This window comes from Litorerythrobacter xanthomarinus (assembly GCF_046254955.1).
In the GTDB taxonomy this organism is placed as follows: Bacteria; Pseudomonadota; Alphaproteobacteria; order Sphingomonadales; family Sphingomonadaceae; genus Qipengyuania_C.
The window spans coordinates 958,323-972,460 of sequence record NZ_JBJXRG010000001.1 but is presented as its reverse complement, the minus strand read 5'-3'; the positions used below and the strand labels follow the sequence as shown (position 1 = coordinate 972,460).

Below are 14,138 nucleotides of genomic sequence, written 5' to 3'. Positions count from 1 at the left end.
TCGGTCTGCCGCGCTAGCCCGCGAACGGATCAAATACCAGCCAGCCATTTTGCCAGCGCCGCTTCGGCCTCGGGCCGATAGGCGAGCTCGTGGCCCGTACCTTCGATGATTTCGAGCCTGGCGGCAGGCACTACAGTTGCCAGCCGTTCGGCATGGGCATGCGGGATCACTTGGTCACGGTCGCCGTGGAGGATCAGCACCGGGCGGCCAAAATCCGCCAGCTTGTCGGCATTCTCGAAGTGATGGCGCAGCAGCAAGCTGGTCGGCATCCACCAGGCGCGCTCTGCGACGATGTCGCTCATGGCGGAGAAGGGGGAGATCAGCGCCAGCCCGCGCGCAGGGTGGCGAACCGCCATCTCGCTCGCCACGCCCGAGCCGAGCGAATTGCCGACCAGTATGATCTCATTCGGCTCCACGCCCTGTGTGCCGAGCCACGCGATCGCCGCTTCGCCATCGAGGTAGAGCCCCTGCTCGCCCGGCTTTCCGGCATTGCCTGCATAGCCGCGATAGCTTGCCGCAAATGCGCCATAGCCTCGCTCGGCCAAGCCGCGGAGCGCCGAAGCGCCGCTTTGCCAGTCGGCTGCATTGCCATGGAAGAATACCAGCGTGGGCATGCCGTCGCGCGCCGCTCGGTAGCCGGCGGCTATCCGAATCCCGTCAGAGGTCTCGTAAGTGACTGTCTCGTAGTCCGATAGCGACCCGCGATCCTGCTGCGGCGCAGGGAACAGGAAACGCTCCTGCCCGAAGTATAGCATCGCCGAGAGCGCCGCATAGGCAATGGCGAGCGCGAGGAGTAGTTTGGTTGCGAATTGGATCATTTCAGTCAGTCGCAGGACACATATCTAGCCATCGCCCGTAGTTTCGAATGGTCACGGCCCAGTCTTCTGGCCAATCCGGCAGATTGCTTTCGTGGAAGCTTTTCCGTTCGGCCCATTCACGCGGCCAATCCATGCTCCATTCCTCGTCATCTATGGGCAAATCATCGACAAGGTGGTCGTCCGGATGCGGGGTGATCTCCTGTTTGAGGACCTCAAGATAACTCATCGCAGAATCCCAAAGGAACCCGGAAGTTTCAGAGGTGACATCTGGAGTCATCTTCATGATAAACTCCTCCCTCGTCAGATTATTGCGTTTGCCAAGCGTCCTTTCGATTTGCCGATTGGTGTTGCGCCAAGCAACAGTGCCAAGAACGACAAAAAATGCAGCAATGAAGAGCGTGAGAGCCAGCCATTCCGGGATGCCAAGTAGCTCTCCCATCGACGATACTCGCTAAGCCCGCACTTCCTCGATCCCCGCTGAGTTATGCCGCAGTGCCTTGAGGACGGTATCGACGATATGCGGCGCGTTGAGGCCCGCCTCGTCATACTGCTTGTCAGGCGAATCCTGGTCCTGGAACACGTCGGGCAGGCGCATGGTGCGGATCTTCAGGCCGTCATCGGCGAGACCCGTATCGCTCGCCAGCGTCAGCACATGTGCGCCGAGCCCGCCGATCGCGCCTTCTTCCACCGTCACCACCACATCGTGATCGCGCATCGCCTTCTCGATCAGCTCACTATCGAGCGGCTTGGCAAAGCGCAGGTCGGCCACGGTAGTCGATAGCCCCTTGGCATCGAGCTGTTCTGCCGCCTTGAGCGCTTCATGCAGGCGCGGGCCGAGCGTGAGCAGCGCGACCTTGCTGCCCTGCTTGACGATCCGGCCCTTGCCGATCTCAAGCAGCTGCGGCGTTTCCGGCAGCTCCACTCCGACACCGCCGCCGCGCGGATAGCGCAGCGCAATCGGGCCGGTGTCATATTCGGCAGCGGTATAAGTCATATGGACCAGCTCGGCCTCGTCCGCCGCTGCCATCACCACGAAGTTGGGCAGGGTGGCCAGATAAGTGATGTCGAACGATCCGGCATGGGTTGCGCCATCGGCACCGACCAGCCCGGCGCGGTCGATAGCGAAGCGCACGGGTAGGTTCTGGATCGCCACATCGTGGACCACCTGGTCATAGGCGCGCTGAAGGAAAGTCGAATAGATCGCCGCGAAGGGCCGCATGCCCTGCGCGGCAAGGCCCGCAGCAAAGGTCACCCCGTGCTGTTCGGCAATACCGACATCGAAGGCGCGCTCCGGATGCGCCTGGGCGAAGCGATCGACCCCGGTGCCTGAAGGCATCGCTGCAGTGATGGCGCAGATCTTCGGATCGGTTTCGGCCAGCTTGGCGAGCGTATCACCGAAGACGTTCTGGTAGGCGGGAGGGCCGCTTGCCGATTTCGCCTTCTCGCCCGTCACCACGTCGAATTTGGGAACGCCGTGATACTTGTCAGCGCTTTGTTCAGCCGGGGCATAGCCCTTGCCCTTGGTCGTCACGACATGGATCAGGACCGGGCCTTCTTCGGCATCGCGCACATTTTCGAGCACGGGGATGAGGTGATCGAGATTGTGCCCATCAATCGGGCCGACGTAATAGAAGCCGAGCTCTTCGAACATAGTCCCGCCTGTGACCATGCCGCGCGCGTACTCCTCGGCCTTTTCCAGCCCGCCCCATACGCGGCGGCCGAGCTTCCGGGCAATTTTCGACGCCATCGAGCGCAGTCCGAGGTACTCGCTCGAGGAGACCATGCGCGCAAGATAGGCCGACAGGCCGCCCACCGGCGGCGCGATCGACATGTCATTGTCATTAAGGATCACGACGAGGCGATTGCCCGCCTGTTCGGCATTGTTCATCGCTTCATAGGCCATGCCGGCGCTCATCGCACCGTCGCCGATCACGGCGATCCCGCGGCCAGGCTGATTCTGCAGCTTGTTCGCAACCGCGAAACCGAGTGCGGCGGAGATCGAAGTGCTCGAATGCGCCGCGCCGAAGGGATCGTATTCGCTTTCGCTGCGCTTGGTGAAGCCCGAAAGCCCGCCGCCTTGCCGCAAGGTGCGGATCCGGTCGCGCCGTCCGGTAATGATCTTGTGCGGATAGCATTGGTGGCCAACGTCCCACACCAGCCGGTCTTCGGGCGTGTTGAAGACGTAATGGATCGCCACGGTCAGCTCGACCACGCCGAGCCCTGATCCCAGATGCCCGCCAGAGGTGCTGACGGCATCGATCATTTCGGCGCGCAGTTCGTCGGAGAGCTGGCGCAGCTGCTCCGGCTCTAGCTTGCGCAGGTCGGCGGGGTATTCGACGGTGTCGAGGAGAGGCGTTTCAGGCGTATTTGTCATCGACTCAACCCCCTAGCTCGCAGTTCCTGCCCTGTCGATGAACAGCTTTCGATTGTGACTATCCTGCCGGTCAACCAACGCAATCGGCGCACAGTCCGCGTAGCTCGACCACCGGGCGCACCTGGCTGAAACCCGCAGCCTTGCCCGCGCCGCGCAGCGCGTTGGTCAGCTTGTCGTCATCGAAGTGGCTGGCGGTCCCGCAATCGTCGCAAATCAGGAACACACAATCGTGGCGGCATCCAGGGTGCGTGTTGACCAGATAGGCGTTGGCGCTCTCAATCCGGTTGGCGAGATTGTTGGTCACGAACAAGTCAAGGATACGGTAGACGCTGTTGGGGGCGACGCGCTTGCCACGGGCTGCCGAGAGATTGTCCGCAATATCGTAAGCGGAAACGGGACGGTCGTGCCGCGCCAGCTCGGCAAAAACCGATTCGCGCATGCTCGTCCATTGCTCACCTGCCCCGGTGAGCGAAACACGCGCAGCGCTGATCAGGTCGTCGCCGAAGTGTTCCTCGTGTGCGTGATGATGGCTAGCCATACGCCACATATAGGCGCTTCAGCCGAGCGGCGCTACTCCCGACGCGAATCAGGAATGATCGCGCAGGAATTTCGCCCTATAATGTTCGGGGAAAAGGCGCTTGAGCGCGGCGAGCTTGGGCTTGTCCCAGCGCAAGACATAGCCCTGGCGCGGGTTTCGAGCGACGAAATCCTGGTGGTAATCCTCCGCCGCATAGAACTTGCGATAGCGCTCGGTCTCCGTGACGATCGGATCGCTCCATTTGCCCGAAGCCTGCATCTGCTTGAGGTAAGCTGCGGCGACCTGGTGCTGCTCTCTGCTCATCGGTACGAGCGCAGCGCGATATTGCGGGCCGACATCCGGACCTTGCCGGTTGTGCAGCGTGGGATCGGCCACCACCGAGAAGAAGATCTGCACCAGCTCGTCATAGCGAACGATCTTGGGATCGTAGACAATCCGTACCGCCTCGGCATGTTCGGTCATGCCGCTATTGGTGATCTTGTAGGTCGCGGTCTTGGCATTGCCGCCGTGGTAGCCCGACACCGCTTTCTTGACGCCCTTCACATGGCTGAAAACGGCTTCGGTACCCCAGAAGCAGCCGCCCGCAAAAACGGCGACCTTGAGCCCTTCCGGCTCGTCAGCGACGCGTGCGGCGGCAGGCGCTTCGAAATACTTGTCCTTGGCGAGGGCGGGCTGCTGGCAGGCTGACAGGAACAGACCACTCGCCGCGAGAGCGGGCAGGATCAGATGCTTCATAGCGGCAGGATAGCAGCAATCACGGGACCAATTGAGTCCCAATGTTCCGAGCTGGCCTGGATGCCCAATACAGCCGCGCCAACAGCGAAGCCGATGGCAAAGTTGCGAAACAGGTCTGGGGCGAACAGGCTCATTCTTCGTTCCGTCGTTGGTGTGCGTTGCGATGCATCCATAGCGCGAAGCTCTTTCCGTTTGGTGAACGCGGCGTTTGGGGCTGCGTCAGATTACGGGAATGAGTTCGGCTGGGTGCAAGGGATGGTTACAGCGGCCGACGATCAGTTAACGATCCAGTGCAGCAATAGCAGAAGTGAGAAAGGCATAAGTCCGATCCAGAAATACTAATGCCGGAAATGGCGCATCCCGGTGAACACCATTGCCAGCCCGGCCTCGTCTGCCGCTGCGATCACTTCATCGTCACGGATCGATCCGCCCGGCTGGATCACCGCTGTCGCACCCGCTTCGGCGGCAGAGATCAATCCGTCGGCGAATGGGAAAAACGCGTCCGATGCCACAGCGCTGCCCACGGTGCGCGATTCTTCCCAGCCGTATTTCTCGGCAGCTTCGGCGGCCTTCATCGCGGCTATGCGCGAGGAATCGCGGCGATTCATCTGGCCCGCGCCGATCCCGGCGGTCGCGCCATCCTTGGCGTAGACGATCGCATTGGATTTTACGTGCCGCGCAACCGTCCATGCAAACAGGCAGTCCTTGAGTTCCTGTTCGCTCGGCTCGCGCTGGGTGACAACCTTGAGATCGGCGTCAGAGATCGCACCATTGTCGCGCGTCTGCACCAGCAGGCCGCCAGTGATCGGCTTCACCGCCAGCCCGCCGCGCCGCGGATCGGGCAGATCGCCCGTGATCAGCAGGCGCAGGTTCTTCTTCTTCGCGAAGGCCTCACGCGCTTCTTCGGTAATCGATGGCGCGATGACCACTTCCGTGAATATTTTGGCAATGGCTTCGGCGGTCTCGCCATCGAGCTCGGTATTGACCGCAACGATCCCGCCGAAGGCCGAAACGCTGTCGCAAGCGAGCGCCGCTTCCCATGCCTCGCTGAGCGAGGCAGCCTGCGCCACGCCGCAAGGATTGGCGTGCTTGACGATCACGACCGCCGGATCGCCGCCCTTGAATTCGGCGCACAGTTCAAGCGCGGCGTCCGCATCATTGTAATTGTTGTAGCTCAGCTCCTTGCCCTGGAGCTGTTCGGCCTGAGCGATCCCGCGCGAATGCGGACCGACTGGCGTGTAAAGCGCAGCACGCTGGTGCGGGTTCTCACCATAGCGCAGCTCGACCGGTGTCTTCCCGTTCACCGCCAGCATGTCAGGGAACATCTTCCCTTGGTCGGCAAAGGCAAACCACTGGCTGATCATCGAATCATAGGCCGCGGTTGCGGCAAACGCCTTGGCTGCCATGGCTTTGCGGAAGGCGAGCGTGGTAGCGCCGTTATTTTCGGAGAGCTCCGCCGTCAGCGTGGCGTAGTCCGCCGGATCGGTCACAATCGTGACGTAGTGATGGTTCTTGGCGGATGAGCGCACCATGCTCGGCCCGCCGATATCGATGTTCTCGATAATCTCGTCGCGCTCCGCGCCTTTCGCCACTGTCGCTTCGAACGGATAAAGATTGACGACCACCAGGTCGATCGCGCCGATTTCGTGCTCCTCCATCGCGGCGGCATGCTCGGGATTGTCCCTCACGGCCAGCAGCCCGCCATGAACCTTGGGATGTAGCGTCTTGACCCGCCCGTCCATCATTTCGGGAAAACCCGTCAGATCGGAAATGTCGCGCACTTCCAGCCCGGCATCGCGCAATGCCTTGGCAGTGCCGCCGGTCGAGACCAGTTCCACACCCCGCTCGCCGAGCGCCTTGCCCAATTCGACCAATCCGCTTTTGTCGGACACCGAAAGCAGCGCCCGCTTGATTGCCACATTACTCACGTTGGAACCTATCCCATTTTCTTGAGCAGCCAGGGGAAGTTCCCCCCGCCGCGCGATGTCATGCCCTGGATTACCAATTGTTTCGTCGCGCGGGCGCGGCCGTGCCCGTCGACCCACATGCTATCTTCCAGCTGGAGCTCGCCGCCTTGCTGCGCCGTTTCGCCGGCAAGGCGGAATTGCCAATAGCTGCCATCGGGCAGCGCGAGGCCGGCACCGCGGGCATCTTCGGAGAGCCGCACCTCGATCCCCGGTGCAAGGTGGAAGCGAATGGCAAAGCCGATCTTGCCGCGCTGGCCCTTGCGCTTGACCGGGAGCAGCACGTCCTCTCCGCGCAGCTCGCTGCCGTCTTCGCGCAGCATCAATATCCTCTGATGCGCAAGCCCATAGCGCGCGGCATAACCATTGTGGCTGGCCTCAAGCCGTGTCGCACCATGTTCGCCCTGCGCCAGATCGCGGCGATCGGCCTCGACCTCCTCGACGCCCTTGCCGAGTGCCCCGTTGATCAGGACGGCGGTGGAATTGGCGTTGTCGAGCGTCAGCGTGGAATGCGCTGCAGTCGCCCGCAAGCCCTGCTCGATCCGCACTGGCACAGCGCCGCCCGCCCATGCGCCGCCGCCGCAATTGACGATAATACGCTGGTCGCCGCAGGACAGCTCGAAGGCGAGGGTGGAAGCGCAGCCGCTGCGCGAATGCGGTCCGCGCGGCGGCGGAGCGGCATCGAATTGCAGGATAGTGCGACCAGCCTTGATCCGGTGATAACCCCATTGGCCGACATCCTTCAGCCCGCGGGCGCGCACCCTGCTGGCATCGATCAGCGAGGCGACACGCTCGGGCGCGATCGCCCCGGCGCCCTGCCAGCTGCCCAGCCCGCCGTCGCTGTGCCGCAGGGCCAGCAGCGGCGGAACCAGGAGTTCCTTCATGGTTGCCAGCATCGCGGGCGGCTCGCGGCCCACGGCCTCGTAGCAAGCCTCGAGGTCGATCAGCAGCGCGATAGCGTCCATCTGAGCGATCGGGCTGCGCGAACATGCACCGCCGTCGTCAAACACGAAATCGCCCAGCGCCCTCACCAGCCCTGCCTCGCCGTGGAGGCGGCGCGGCTTGCCATCGGGCAGCAGCAGCCCGGCAGCGGTGAGCGCGCACCACGCGGCCACGCGGGCAAACCCGTCTGGCGTCTTGTTGGCCTTCCGATCCAGCCAGTTGGCGCTTTCAACCAGATGCTTGAGCGCTTTCCCGCGCAGAACCCCGTCACCGCTGGAAAACAGCAGCGGTGCGTGCACCAGCCAGGCGATGACGCGCAACGCAGTGTGCTCGACTTCTGCGGCGGGGCCTTTGGGCGTTCCGGGATTGGCGTCCAGCCAGCGCGCCAGCAGACCTTCTGCGAGCCGGGCGCATTCTTCGCGCGGACCGGCGCTGGCAAGGTCGCGCAGCCAGGTGAATCCGTGGACGACGCGCTCAACCGGCGGCGTGCTGCGCGCCGTGCCGCTCATTTCGATTTGCCCGGTCTGTAGCTTGAGACCGTGGACGAGGAAATGCCCGGCTCTGAGCGCCATGCCGGCAGCGCGGTCTCCCGTCAGCGGGCTGGCGACTGTGGCCTTGATCCGTGCCGGGCCTGGGCGCTTGAAGGGCGAGTCCAGCAATGCGGCGGGTACGCCCATGCGATACGCAATGCGGGTCAGCCGGTCCCCGATATGCGCGCGCGGCGGCGCAAGATCTGAGGGGACAAGCGCGCGCGACGGTTCGAGCGGCAGATCTTCATCGAGAGGGTCGCTTGCACCCGCGATTGGCGACGCTTTCGGTTTCTCACGCCGCAGCGGTTCAAGACCGGGAAGCAGCGGGATCGCACTCGCATCTCCGACCGGTACATCAAGCTCTTCGGCTTCTTGGTCGCGGCTGCGGGTGGCCATATCCATCGCGCTAGCCCTGTCCCTTCAATGCAGCGATATTGACAGCATACTGTGACGGGCCGCCCTTGAAGGTTGCGCTCCCCGCTACCAGCACGTCGGCCCCTGCATCGACGCACAGCCGCGCGGTTTCCGCGTTCACGCCGCCATCGACTTCAAGATGAATATCCTTGCCGCTCTTCTCGATCATCTTGCGGATCGCTTCGATCTTCTTGAGCTGCGAATAGATGAAGCTCTGCCCACCGAAACCGGGATTGACGCTCATCACAAGCACCAGATCGACTTCTTCGATCAGGTAGTCGAGCATCTTCGCCGGGGTCCCGGGATTGAGCACCACACCCGCTTTCTTGCCCAGCGCCTTGATGGCTTGCAGCGTCCGGTGGATATGCGGACCAGACTCCGGGTGGACAGTGATGATGTCTGCGCCGGCTTCTGCAAACTCTTCAAGATACGGATCGACTGGTGCGATCATCAGGTGAACATCGAAGGTTTTCGAAGTGTGCGGTCGCAGCGCCTTCACCACCGCCGGACCGATAGTGATGTTGGGCACGTAGTGGCCGTCCATCACGTCGACATGGATCCAGTCGGCGCCGGCTTCATCTATGGCGCGGATTTCCTCCCCCAGCCGTGCAAAATCAGCGGAGAGGATGGAAGGCGAAATGAGCGGTGCGGTCATGGCTGCCGATCGTCTAGAGGCCGAATGAACATGGCGATTACGCGCCGCCAGTTGCACCCTCAAGCACGGGGCGCCCCTTATCCACACTGCACGGCGGAAGCTGCGCACTATCCTTCTCATTGTCGACGCAAAACGCTACCCGGTTCAACATGGCTGCGCCGCGTAAGATCAAAGAGAACTTCATCGCCACTGTGGTGGATGACGAAGTGGTGCTGATCGACATGGCGGGCGGCGAGCTGTTCTCGCTGAAAGGTACCGCGCGCGCGATTTGGGACATGATCGATGGCAGGCGCAGCTACGCTGAGATAGCCGATGCCATGGCAGCCGAGTACGATGTCGCGCACAGCGAGGCGTTGGCGGACATCGAAACGCTGGGCGAGGAGCTCCGGCGTGCGAAACTACTGGAACCGTGAGATTATCTCGCTGGGCTATGCGAGCGGCCCGGAATTAACTATATGGGCTACGTAGAACAACAATGTCGCACAATGCACCCAAAGATGCTCCGGCAAGGGAGCCAAAGAAGGCTTGGCACAAGCCTCGCCTTGATCGGCTGGGTACGATTGCCGATATTGCAGGCCCGCCCATTCCCTTCGCCCAGGCGGCCGGGAACAAGCACTCCTGATAACTTCCGGGCAGGCAACTGATGATTGCCTGCTGGCATAGCTGGACCGATGCACCCGCGCCGCGATCCGCGATTGCGCAGGCGCTGACCCGCTACCGTGGGAGTGCCGCCCATCACAGCGATGGCTCATTGCATTGCCAATGGCTTGCCAGAGACGGACAGGATTTCGGATCGGTCGGACCGGTAATTGCGGTCCTGCAGGGGTGGATCGATAACGCTGCAGAGATCGCTGCGCAGCTTGGCTTGGCCGACGAAAGCCCTGCCTCCGTTTACGCTGCAAGCCTCGCGAAATGGGGAGGCGATGCCGATGGCCATCTGATCGGCAACTACGCTGCTATCGCTCGGCTTCCCAGCGGCGAACTGCGGCTTGCGCGCTCTCCCTGGTTTGCGCCCCCGCTATACCATCATGCAACACCTGAGCGCGTGATCGCCTCACCGCTGCATCGCGTTTTGTTCGCCGCCGGTGCTCCGCACGAGCTCGACTACGACCGTATCATCGACGAATTGGCTTACGATTATCGCGATGGCGAAGAATCGGGCTGGTACAGGAATATCTTGCAGGTGCCGCTGGGCTGCGCCGTCACGATTGATCGTGCGGGCCGTCGCCTCAATCGCTGGTACTCGGTTGCAAACCTGCCGCAGATCAGGCTGGCACACGACGCCGACTATCCCGATGCGGCTAACGCCTTGCTCGAAGAAGCCTCGCGCATGGCCCTGGCCTCTTGCCGCAAACCCGCGATCGCCTTGTCAGGCGGACTCGATTCCCCGCTCGCAGCCGATGCGCTGACGCGCGCTTTGCCAAGAGACGGGCGTCTCGACGCGATCACATTCGTGCCGCACCCCGATTGGGACAGCATCGAGCCAAGCGGCCTGATCGGCAATGAGGCAGCTCTCGCGCGCCGCTTTGCTGAATTCAATGGCCGGATCGACTTGCACATCGCCGATCCCGAACAAGGCGGCTTCGATTTCCGTTCGAAAGACATCTTCCAGGCGATGGAAATCTTCGCTCCTGGCCTCGCCAATATCGGCATGTTCCATGGGGTCTGGTCCAGGGCGCGGGACCTCGGCTGCGACATGCTGCTCGATGCCGAACTCGGCAACCAGACCTTCAGCGACAATGGCCGCTGGGCCTATATCGAGTATGCCCGCGCGGGAAAATGGAGCGAGCTGCTGAAGTTGCTGCGCAATCGGCCGGGCGATGATCGCTCGCTGGTGCGGAAGTTGGCCGCGCTCTCGATCCTGCCGCAGCTTCCCGCCAAAATGCGGGGCATTCTGCGAGGCGTGGTCCATCCCGAACGCCGCGATATGACCGGGCTGCTCACTATGCTTTCCCAAGGAGCGCGCGAGCAGCATCGGGCGCGTGCGGATAGAGCGGGCAGGGAGCGCGCATGGGACGACCTGACCCACCCCAGATCCCGCGCAGAAGCAGTGCGTCAATATGCCTTGCAGGCCAATGGTCCTGCAGCAGATGTCCATCTCGCCTTCGAACAACTCTATGGCATCAGGAGGCGGGATGTTTCCGCCTATCGCCCCCTGGTCGAGTTCTGCCTTGGACTGCCGAGCGATCAGTTCGCGTCGCATGGCATCGAACGAAGACTTGCACGGCATATGGCCAAGGGGCGAATGCCCGAATCGCAGCGGCTCGAAACACGTCACGGGCAGCATAATATCGATTGGCATGCGCGCATGACTCCGCGCCGCGGAGAATTGGTGCGCTACGCCGAAGCCATGCGGAACCATCCTTGGTTGTCGCAGGTCGCCGATATCGACCGGATGCAGGACCTGCTCGAGCGCTGGCCCGAAGCGCCGCAGCATAGCTGGGAGGAAGATTTCCCGCCCATGCTGGGGCTTCCGCGCATTGTGCTCGCCGCGCAGTTCATCGGAATGGCCGAGGGGCGCAATGATCTTTAGTCCATAAATTCAACGGCCTGGAACACAACCGGCGGCACCATTAACCGCAAGGATTCTCTCAATTCAGCCACAATTCAGCGCCACATGGGCAAAAGCTCGCTGAAGCAGGCGAAAAGTTCAAAGGTGCGGATGGCCGCGATTCGCTTGAAAATCAGCTTACTCGGCGCAAATATGCGTCATTACGGAAACCGACTGAGATGAAACGACTGGGTAAATCACCTCTAGCCGCGCTGGCGCTTGCTTCGGCCTCTCTGGGTATGGCGGTACCCGTTTCCGCGCAAGTCCAGTATCGTCAGAAGATTAGCCACAGCACCAAGCACTGCCATTCCGGCAATGATGCCCCGGCTGTGTGGATCACCGTCAATGGCATCTCCACTTCGCAAGGAACTGTGCGAGTGCAGAGCTATCGCGGCACCCGCGATGACTGGCTCAAGAAGGGCCGCTGGATCAATCGTATCGAATTGCCTGCGCGCGCCGGGCAGATGACCGTTTGCATGCCGCTGCCCGCCAGTGGGACTTATGCGATTGCCATCCGCCATGACATCAACGGCAATGGCGACACCGATCTCAAGGAAGATGGTGGCGGAATGTCGAACAATCCCTCGATCAATATCTTCAATCTCGGCAAGCCGAGCTACAAGAAGACAGCGTTCACCGTGAATGGCGGCGTGAAATCGATCACTATCAATATGCGCTACTGGTAGGTGTTAACGCCGCTTGGCGCGCCACAGCTCCCACAGCGCACCGGGCGCGGCGAGCAGCGGGTACTTTTCGCGAAACGGCGTTACTTCCATAGCGATGCCGGTGTGGCGCTCGATCTTCCACGCCGCATAGCGCGCTGCGCCATCGAAAGTCGTACTCGCCTTGGCGAGCCGCAGCAGATTGAGCGGTTTGCCGGCGCGGCGGCGCTTCTCCCACCATCGTAGTACTTCTTCACGCTCGGAATCGGGCAGCTTCGGCAAGAGCTGCTCTCCATCGCGCTCGTATGAAATGCCCAGTGCATTCAGTGCCTGCGGCAAGAGCCCTTCGAAATGCGCCGCATTGACCGAAAGGATCGAATCTTCGCGTCCCGCTTTCTCGACCCGGAATTCCGCCTGGTAAGTAGCTCTGAAGAGTGCCCGCCAATAATCCTCCGCAGCTCCTTGGTCTGGGCCGAGGGCTACAGCCAGTCGCGCGGCTGTCTTGGCAGCATTGGCGATAGCCTCGCGCACCGCCTCCGCCGCTTGATCGTTGCGCTGCCAGACCAACGCACTCGGTTGCACGAAACGCGCCCATATCGTCGTATCGCGCAACTCGCCGCGCGCCGCGCTTGCAAAGGTCGAAAGCGCCATGGTCGCGACCTTGGCGCGCAAGGTTTCGCCCGCGAAATCCCATTCGTGATAGCTTACGCGGGGCCAGATCTTCTCCCGTTGTTCACCCGGGAGAAGAATATAGAAATCGAGCACCCCTTCGCGTGATCCGGTGCGCAGGTTGGAGCCATAGAAAAGCACCGCCAGCGCATCGCTGCCGCGCGCAAGATGGTGCGCAAAGGCGCTTGCCGCTTCGTCAACCGGCGCCGCGAGCTGCTTCGCAATCCGCTGCTCGAGCGTATCGTTCATGGAGCAATGAAGGTGAGCGGAGCGCCCTGGCCGATGCGGTAGTGGCCTTCCGGGAATGCTTCACCATCTAGTATGAACTGGTCTTCGAGCTCGATCTCGAACGCCTCGGCACCGATCTGGTGGAGGCCCTTGTCGGACAGTCCAGCGGGCCGATAGCCGGCTAGGATCGCCGGGATAAGGGCCATCAGTCGGCGACGCGGATGGTCAAGCACCAGCAGTTTCAATCCCTCCCGCAGCGGCCCGAACGCCTTTACTCCCATCGGGAAATTCTCGAGCGTCGAAGCAAGCAGGAACGCGCGCCTGCCGGGATCGCCAAACCGGCTGCGCGGCATTGGCTGGCCTTCGGGCAGCAAGTTGATGTCCATCCGCACGCCGCTGCGCCACGGATTGGAGTCGCCGCCGAAGAAGACCTGCATGGCTCCCCACAGCGCGGTGACGCCTACTGCCAGGCTATCGAATGCGCCGAGCCGATGCGCATCCTGCCCCGCTCTGATCGCAATCGTGAAAGCGCCCGCACCGAATATGAATCCCCGGACTGTCGGGGACTCGCCGTCGGCCCGCGTAATCTCGATCGGTCGCCGCGTGATCCGCTGGCCGCCGTCCCACGCGGCCACTGCTTCGGCCAGCGTCCAGCCGCCCGGCGCCCCCAGATCGACATTGAGCGCATTGGTCTTGCCCTTGGGCAATACGGCGAGCTCCGGCCAATCGTCACCGAACACGGCCTGGCCGCAGGTCAGCACGTCGCGCACGGTACCGTCGCCGCCATTGATGATCAGGTAATCGATCCCGTCGCGGGCGAAGTCGGCCAGGCACTGTGTGATCTGATCGCGGCCATGGGGTTGGCTCACAGTGACGTTGTGCAGGCCGGCGATCTCCAGATCCTGTCCCTTGTTACGATGACTGCGCGGATTATAGACCACCCCGACACGTGGTGTGCTGCTGGTGCCATCGGTTCTGGTAGCACGGGCTTGCGGCGCACCATCGTTTGGCACGGCCTCGCCGTAAAGGTCGCCAAACTGGTGCACGCTCTTGCTCAT

The 14,138-nt window shown here is 62.3% G+C and carries 14 protein-coding genes; 3 read left to right on the top strand and 11 right to left on the bottom strand.

What is annotated here, in order from left to right; all coding sequences use genetic code 11:
- Nucleotides 1-29: 29 nt before the first annotated feature.
- The 9 genes from ACEWMW_RS05080 to rpe form a co-directional block, all read right to left on the bottom strand.
- Nucleotides 30-818, bottom strand: a complete 789-nt coding sequence (locus ACEWMW_RS05080) for an alpha/beta hydrolase (RefSeq protein ID WP_409412808.1) — start codon at nt 816-818, stop codon at nt 30-32.
- 1 nt (nt 819) lies between these two features.
- Nucleotides 820-1,257 carry a hypothetical protein gene (locus ACEWMW_RS05075; protein ID WP_409412807.1) on the bottom strand — a complete coding sequence of 146 codons (438 nt, stop codon included), beginning with the start codon at nt 1,255-1,257 and terminating at the stop codon, nt 820-822.
- A 12-nt stretch (nt 1,258-1,269) separates the two neighbouring features.
- Complete coding sequence (dxs, locus tag ACEWMW_RS05070; RefSeq protein ID WP_409412806.1) at nt 1,270-3,192, bottom strand: 1-deoxy-D-xylulose-5-phosphate synthase; 1,923 nt, start codon at nt 3,190-3,192, stop codon at nt 1,270-1,272.
- A gap of 70 nt (nt 3,193-3,262) precedes the next feature.
- Nucleotides 3,263-3,730, bottom strand: a complete 468-nt coding sequence (locus ACEWMW_RS05065) for a Fur family transcriptional regulator (RefSeq protein ID WP_409412805.1) — start codon at nt 3,728-3,730, stop codon at nt 3,263-3,265.
- A 48-nt stretch (nt 3,731-3,778) separates the two neighbouring features.
- Nucleotides 3,779-4,465 (bottom strand): peptide-methionine (S)-S-oxide reductase MsrA, encoded by a 687-nt coding sequence (gene msrA, locus ACEWMW_RS05060; protein ID WP_409412804.1) that lies wholly within the window; start codon nt 4,463-4,465, stop codon nt 3,779-3,781.
- Complete coding sequence (locus tag ACEWMW_RS05055) at nt 4,462-4,599, bottom strand: hypothetical protein (RefSeq protein WP_409412803.1); 138 nt, start codon at nt 4,597-4,599, stop codon at nt 4,462-4,464. The genes msrA and ACEWMW_RS05055 overlap by 4 nt, the downstream gene beginning before the upstream one ends.
- Nucleotides 4,600-4,803: 204 nt before the next feature.
- On the bottom strand, nt 4,804-6,393 hold the full coding sequence (gene purH, locus ACEWMW_RS05050; RefSeq protein ID WP_409412802.1) for a bifunctional phosphoribosylaminoimidazolecarboxamide formyltransferase/IMP cyclohydrolase: 1,590 nt from the start codon (nt 6,391-6,393) through the stop codon (nt 4,804-4,806).
- 8 nt (nt 6,394-6,401) lie between these two features.
- Nucleotides 6,402-8,303 (bottom strand): heparinase II/III family protein, encoded by a 1,902-nt coding sequence (locus ACEWMW_RS05045; protein ID WP_409412801.1) that lies wholly within the window; start codon nt 8,301-8,303, stop codon nt 6,402-6,404.
- Nucleotides 8,304-8,307: 4 nt separating this feature from the next.
- Complete coding sequence (gene rpe / locus ACEWMW_RS05040; protein ID WP_409412800.1) at nt 8,308-8,970, bottom strand: ribulose-phosphate 3-epimerase; 663 nt, start codon at nt 8,968-8,970, stop codon at nt 8,308-8,310.
- Nucleotides 8,971-9,119: 149 nt separating this feature from the next.
- Here rpe and ACEWMW_RS05035 point away from each other — a divergent pair, with 149 nt between their 5' ends.
- The 3 genes from ACEWMW_RS05035 to ACEWMW_RS05025 all read left to right on the top strand — a co-directional run bounded on the left by ACEWMW_RS05035 (nt 9,120) and on the right by ACEWMW_RS05025 (nt 12,207).
- The gene (locus ACEWMW_RS05035; RefSeq protein WP_409412799.1) at nt 9,120-9,383 is read left to right on the top strand and encodes a PqqD family protein; all 264 of its coding nucleotides are present in this window, start codon (nt 9,120-9,122) and stop codon (nt 9,381-9,383) included.
- A gap of 230 nt (nt 9,384-9,613) precedes the next feature.
- Complete coding sequence (locus ACEWMW_RS05030) at nt 9,614-11,503, top strand: asparagine synthetase B family protein (RefSeq protein ID WP_409412798.1); 1,890 nt, start codon at nt 9,614-9,616, stop codon at nt 11,501-11,503.
- A 197-nt stretch (nt 11,504-11,700) separates the two neighbouring features.
- Nucleotides 11,701-12,207, top strand: coding sequence for a DUF2141 domain-containing protein (locus ACEWMW_RS05025; RefSeq protein ID WP_409412797.1), 507 nt, complete (start codon nt 11,701-11,703; stop codon nt 12,205-12,207).
- Nucleotides 12,208-12,210: 3 nt separating this feature from the next.
- Here ACEWMW_RS05025 and ACEWMW_RS05020 read toward each other — a convergent pair whose 3' ends face one another.
- The gene (locus tag ACEWMW_RS05020) at nt 12,211-13,101 is read right to left on the bottom strand and encodes a hypothetical protein (protein WP_409412796.1); all 891 of its coding nucleotides are present in this window, start codon (nt 13,099-13,101) and stop codon (nt 12,211-12,213) included.
- On the bottom strand, nt 13,098-14,138 hold the full coding sequence (locus ACEWMW_RS05015) for a diacylglycerol/lipid kinase family protein (RefSeq protein WP_409412795.1): 1,041 nt from the start codon (nt 14,136-14,138) through the stop codon (nt 13,098-13,100). The genes ACEWMW_RS05020 and ACEWMW_RS05015 overlap by 4 nt, the downstream gene beginning before the upstream one ends.

What these genes read in the sequence shown, in the direction of transcription:
- ACEWMW_RS05045 (WP_409412801.1), bottom strand. Translation starts at nt 8,303, where the DNA reads ATGGATATGGCCACCCGCAGCCGCGACCAAGAAGCCGAAGAGCTTGAT.
- ACEWMW_RS05015 (WP_409412795.1), bottom strand. Translation starts at nt 14,138, where the DNA reads ATGAGCAAGAGCGTGCACCAGTTTGGCGACCTTTACGGCGAGGCCGTG.
- ACEWMW_RS05035 (WP_409412799.1), top strand. Translation starts at nt 9,120, where the DNA reads ATGGCTGCGCCGCGTAAGATCAAAGAGAACTTCATCGCCACTGTGGTG.
- ACEWMW_RS05075 (WP_409412807.1), bottom strand. Translation starts at nt 1,257, where the DNA reads ATGGGAGAGCTACTTGGCATCCCGGAATGGCTGGCTCTCACGCTCTTC.
- ACEWMW_RS05025 (WP_409412797.1), top strand. Translation starts at nt 11,701, where the DNA reads ATGAAACGACTGGGTAAATCACCTCTAGCCGCGCTGGCGCTTGCTTCG.
- ACEWMW_RS05065 (WP_409412805.1), bottom strand. Translation starts at nt 3,730, where the DNA reads ATGGCTAGCCATCATCACGCACACGAGGAACACTTCGGCGACGACCTG.
- ACEWMW_RS05030 (WP_409412798.1), top strand. Translation starts at nt 9,614, where the DNA reads ATGATTGCCTGCTGGCATAGCTGGACCGATGCACCCGCGCCGCGATCC.
- dxs (WP_409412806.1), bottom strand. Translation starts at nt 3,192, where the DNA reads ATGACAAATACGCCTGAAACGCCTCTCCTCGACACCGTCGAATACCCC.
- ACEWMW_RS05080 (WP_409412808.1), bottom strand. Translation starts at nt 818, where the DNA reads ATGATCCAATTCGCAACCAAACTACTCCTCGCGCTCGCCATTGCCTAT.
- rpe (WP_409412800.1), bottom strand. Translation starts at nt 8,970, where the DNA reads ATGACCGCACCGCTCATTTCGCCTTCCATCCTCTCCGCTGATTTTGCA.
- ACEWMW_RS05020 (WP_409412796.1), bottom strand. Translation starts at nt 13,101, where the DNA reads ATGAACGATACGCTCGAGCAGCGGATTGCGAAGCAGCTCGCGGCGCCG.
- ACEWMW_RS05055 (WP_409412803.1), bottom strand. Translation starts at nt 4,599, where the DNA reads ATGAGCCTGTTCGCCCCAGACCTGTTTCGCAACTTTGCCATCGGCTTC.
- msrA (WP_409412804.1), bottom strand. Translation starts at nt 4,465, where the DNA reads ATGAAGCATCTGATCCTGCCCGCTCTCGCGGCGAGTGGTCTGTTCCTG.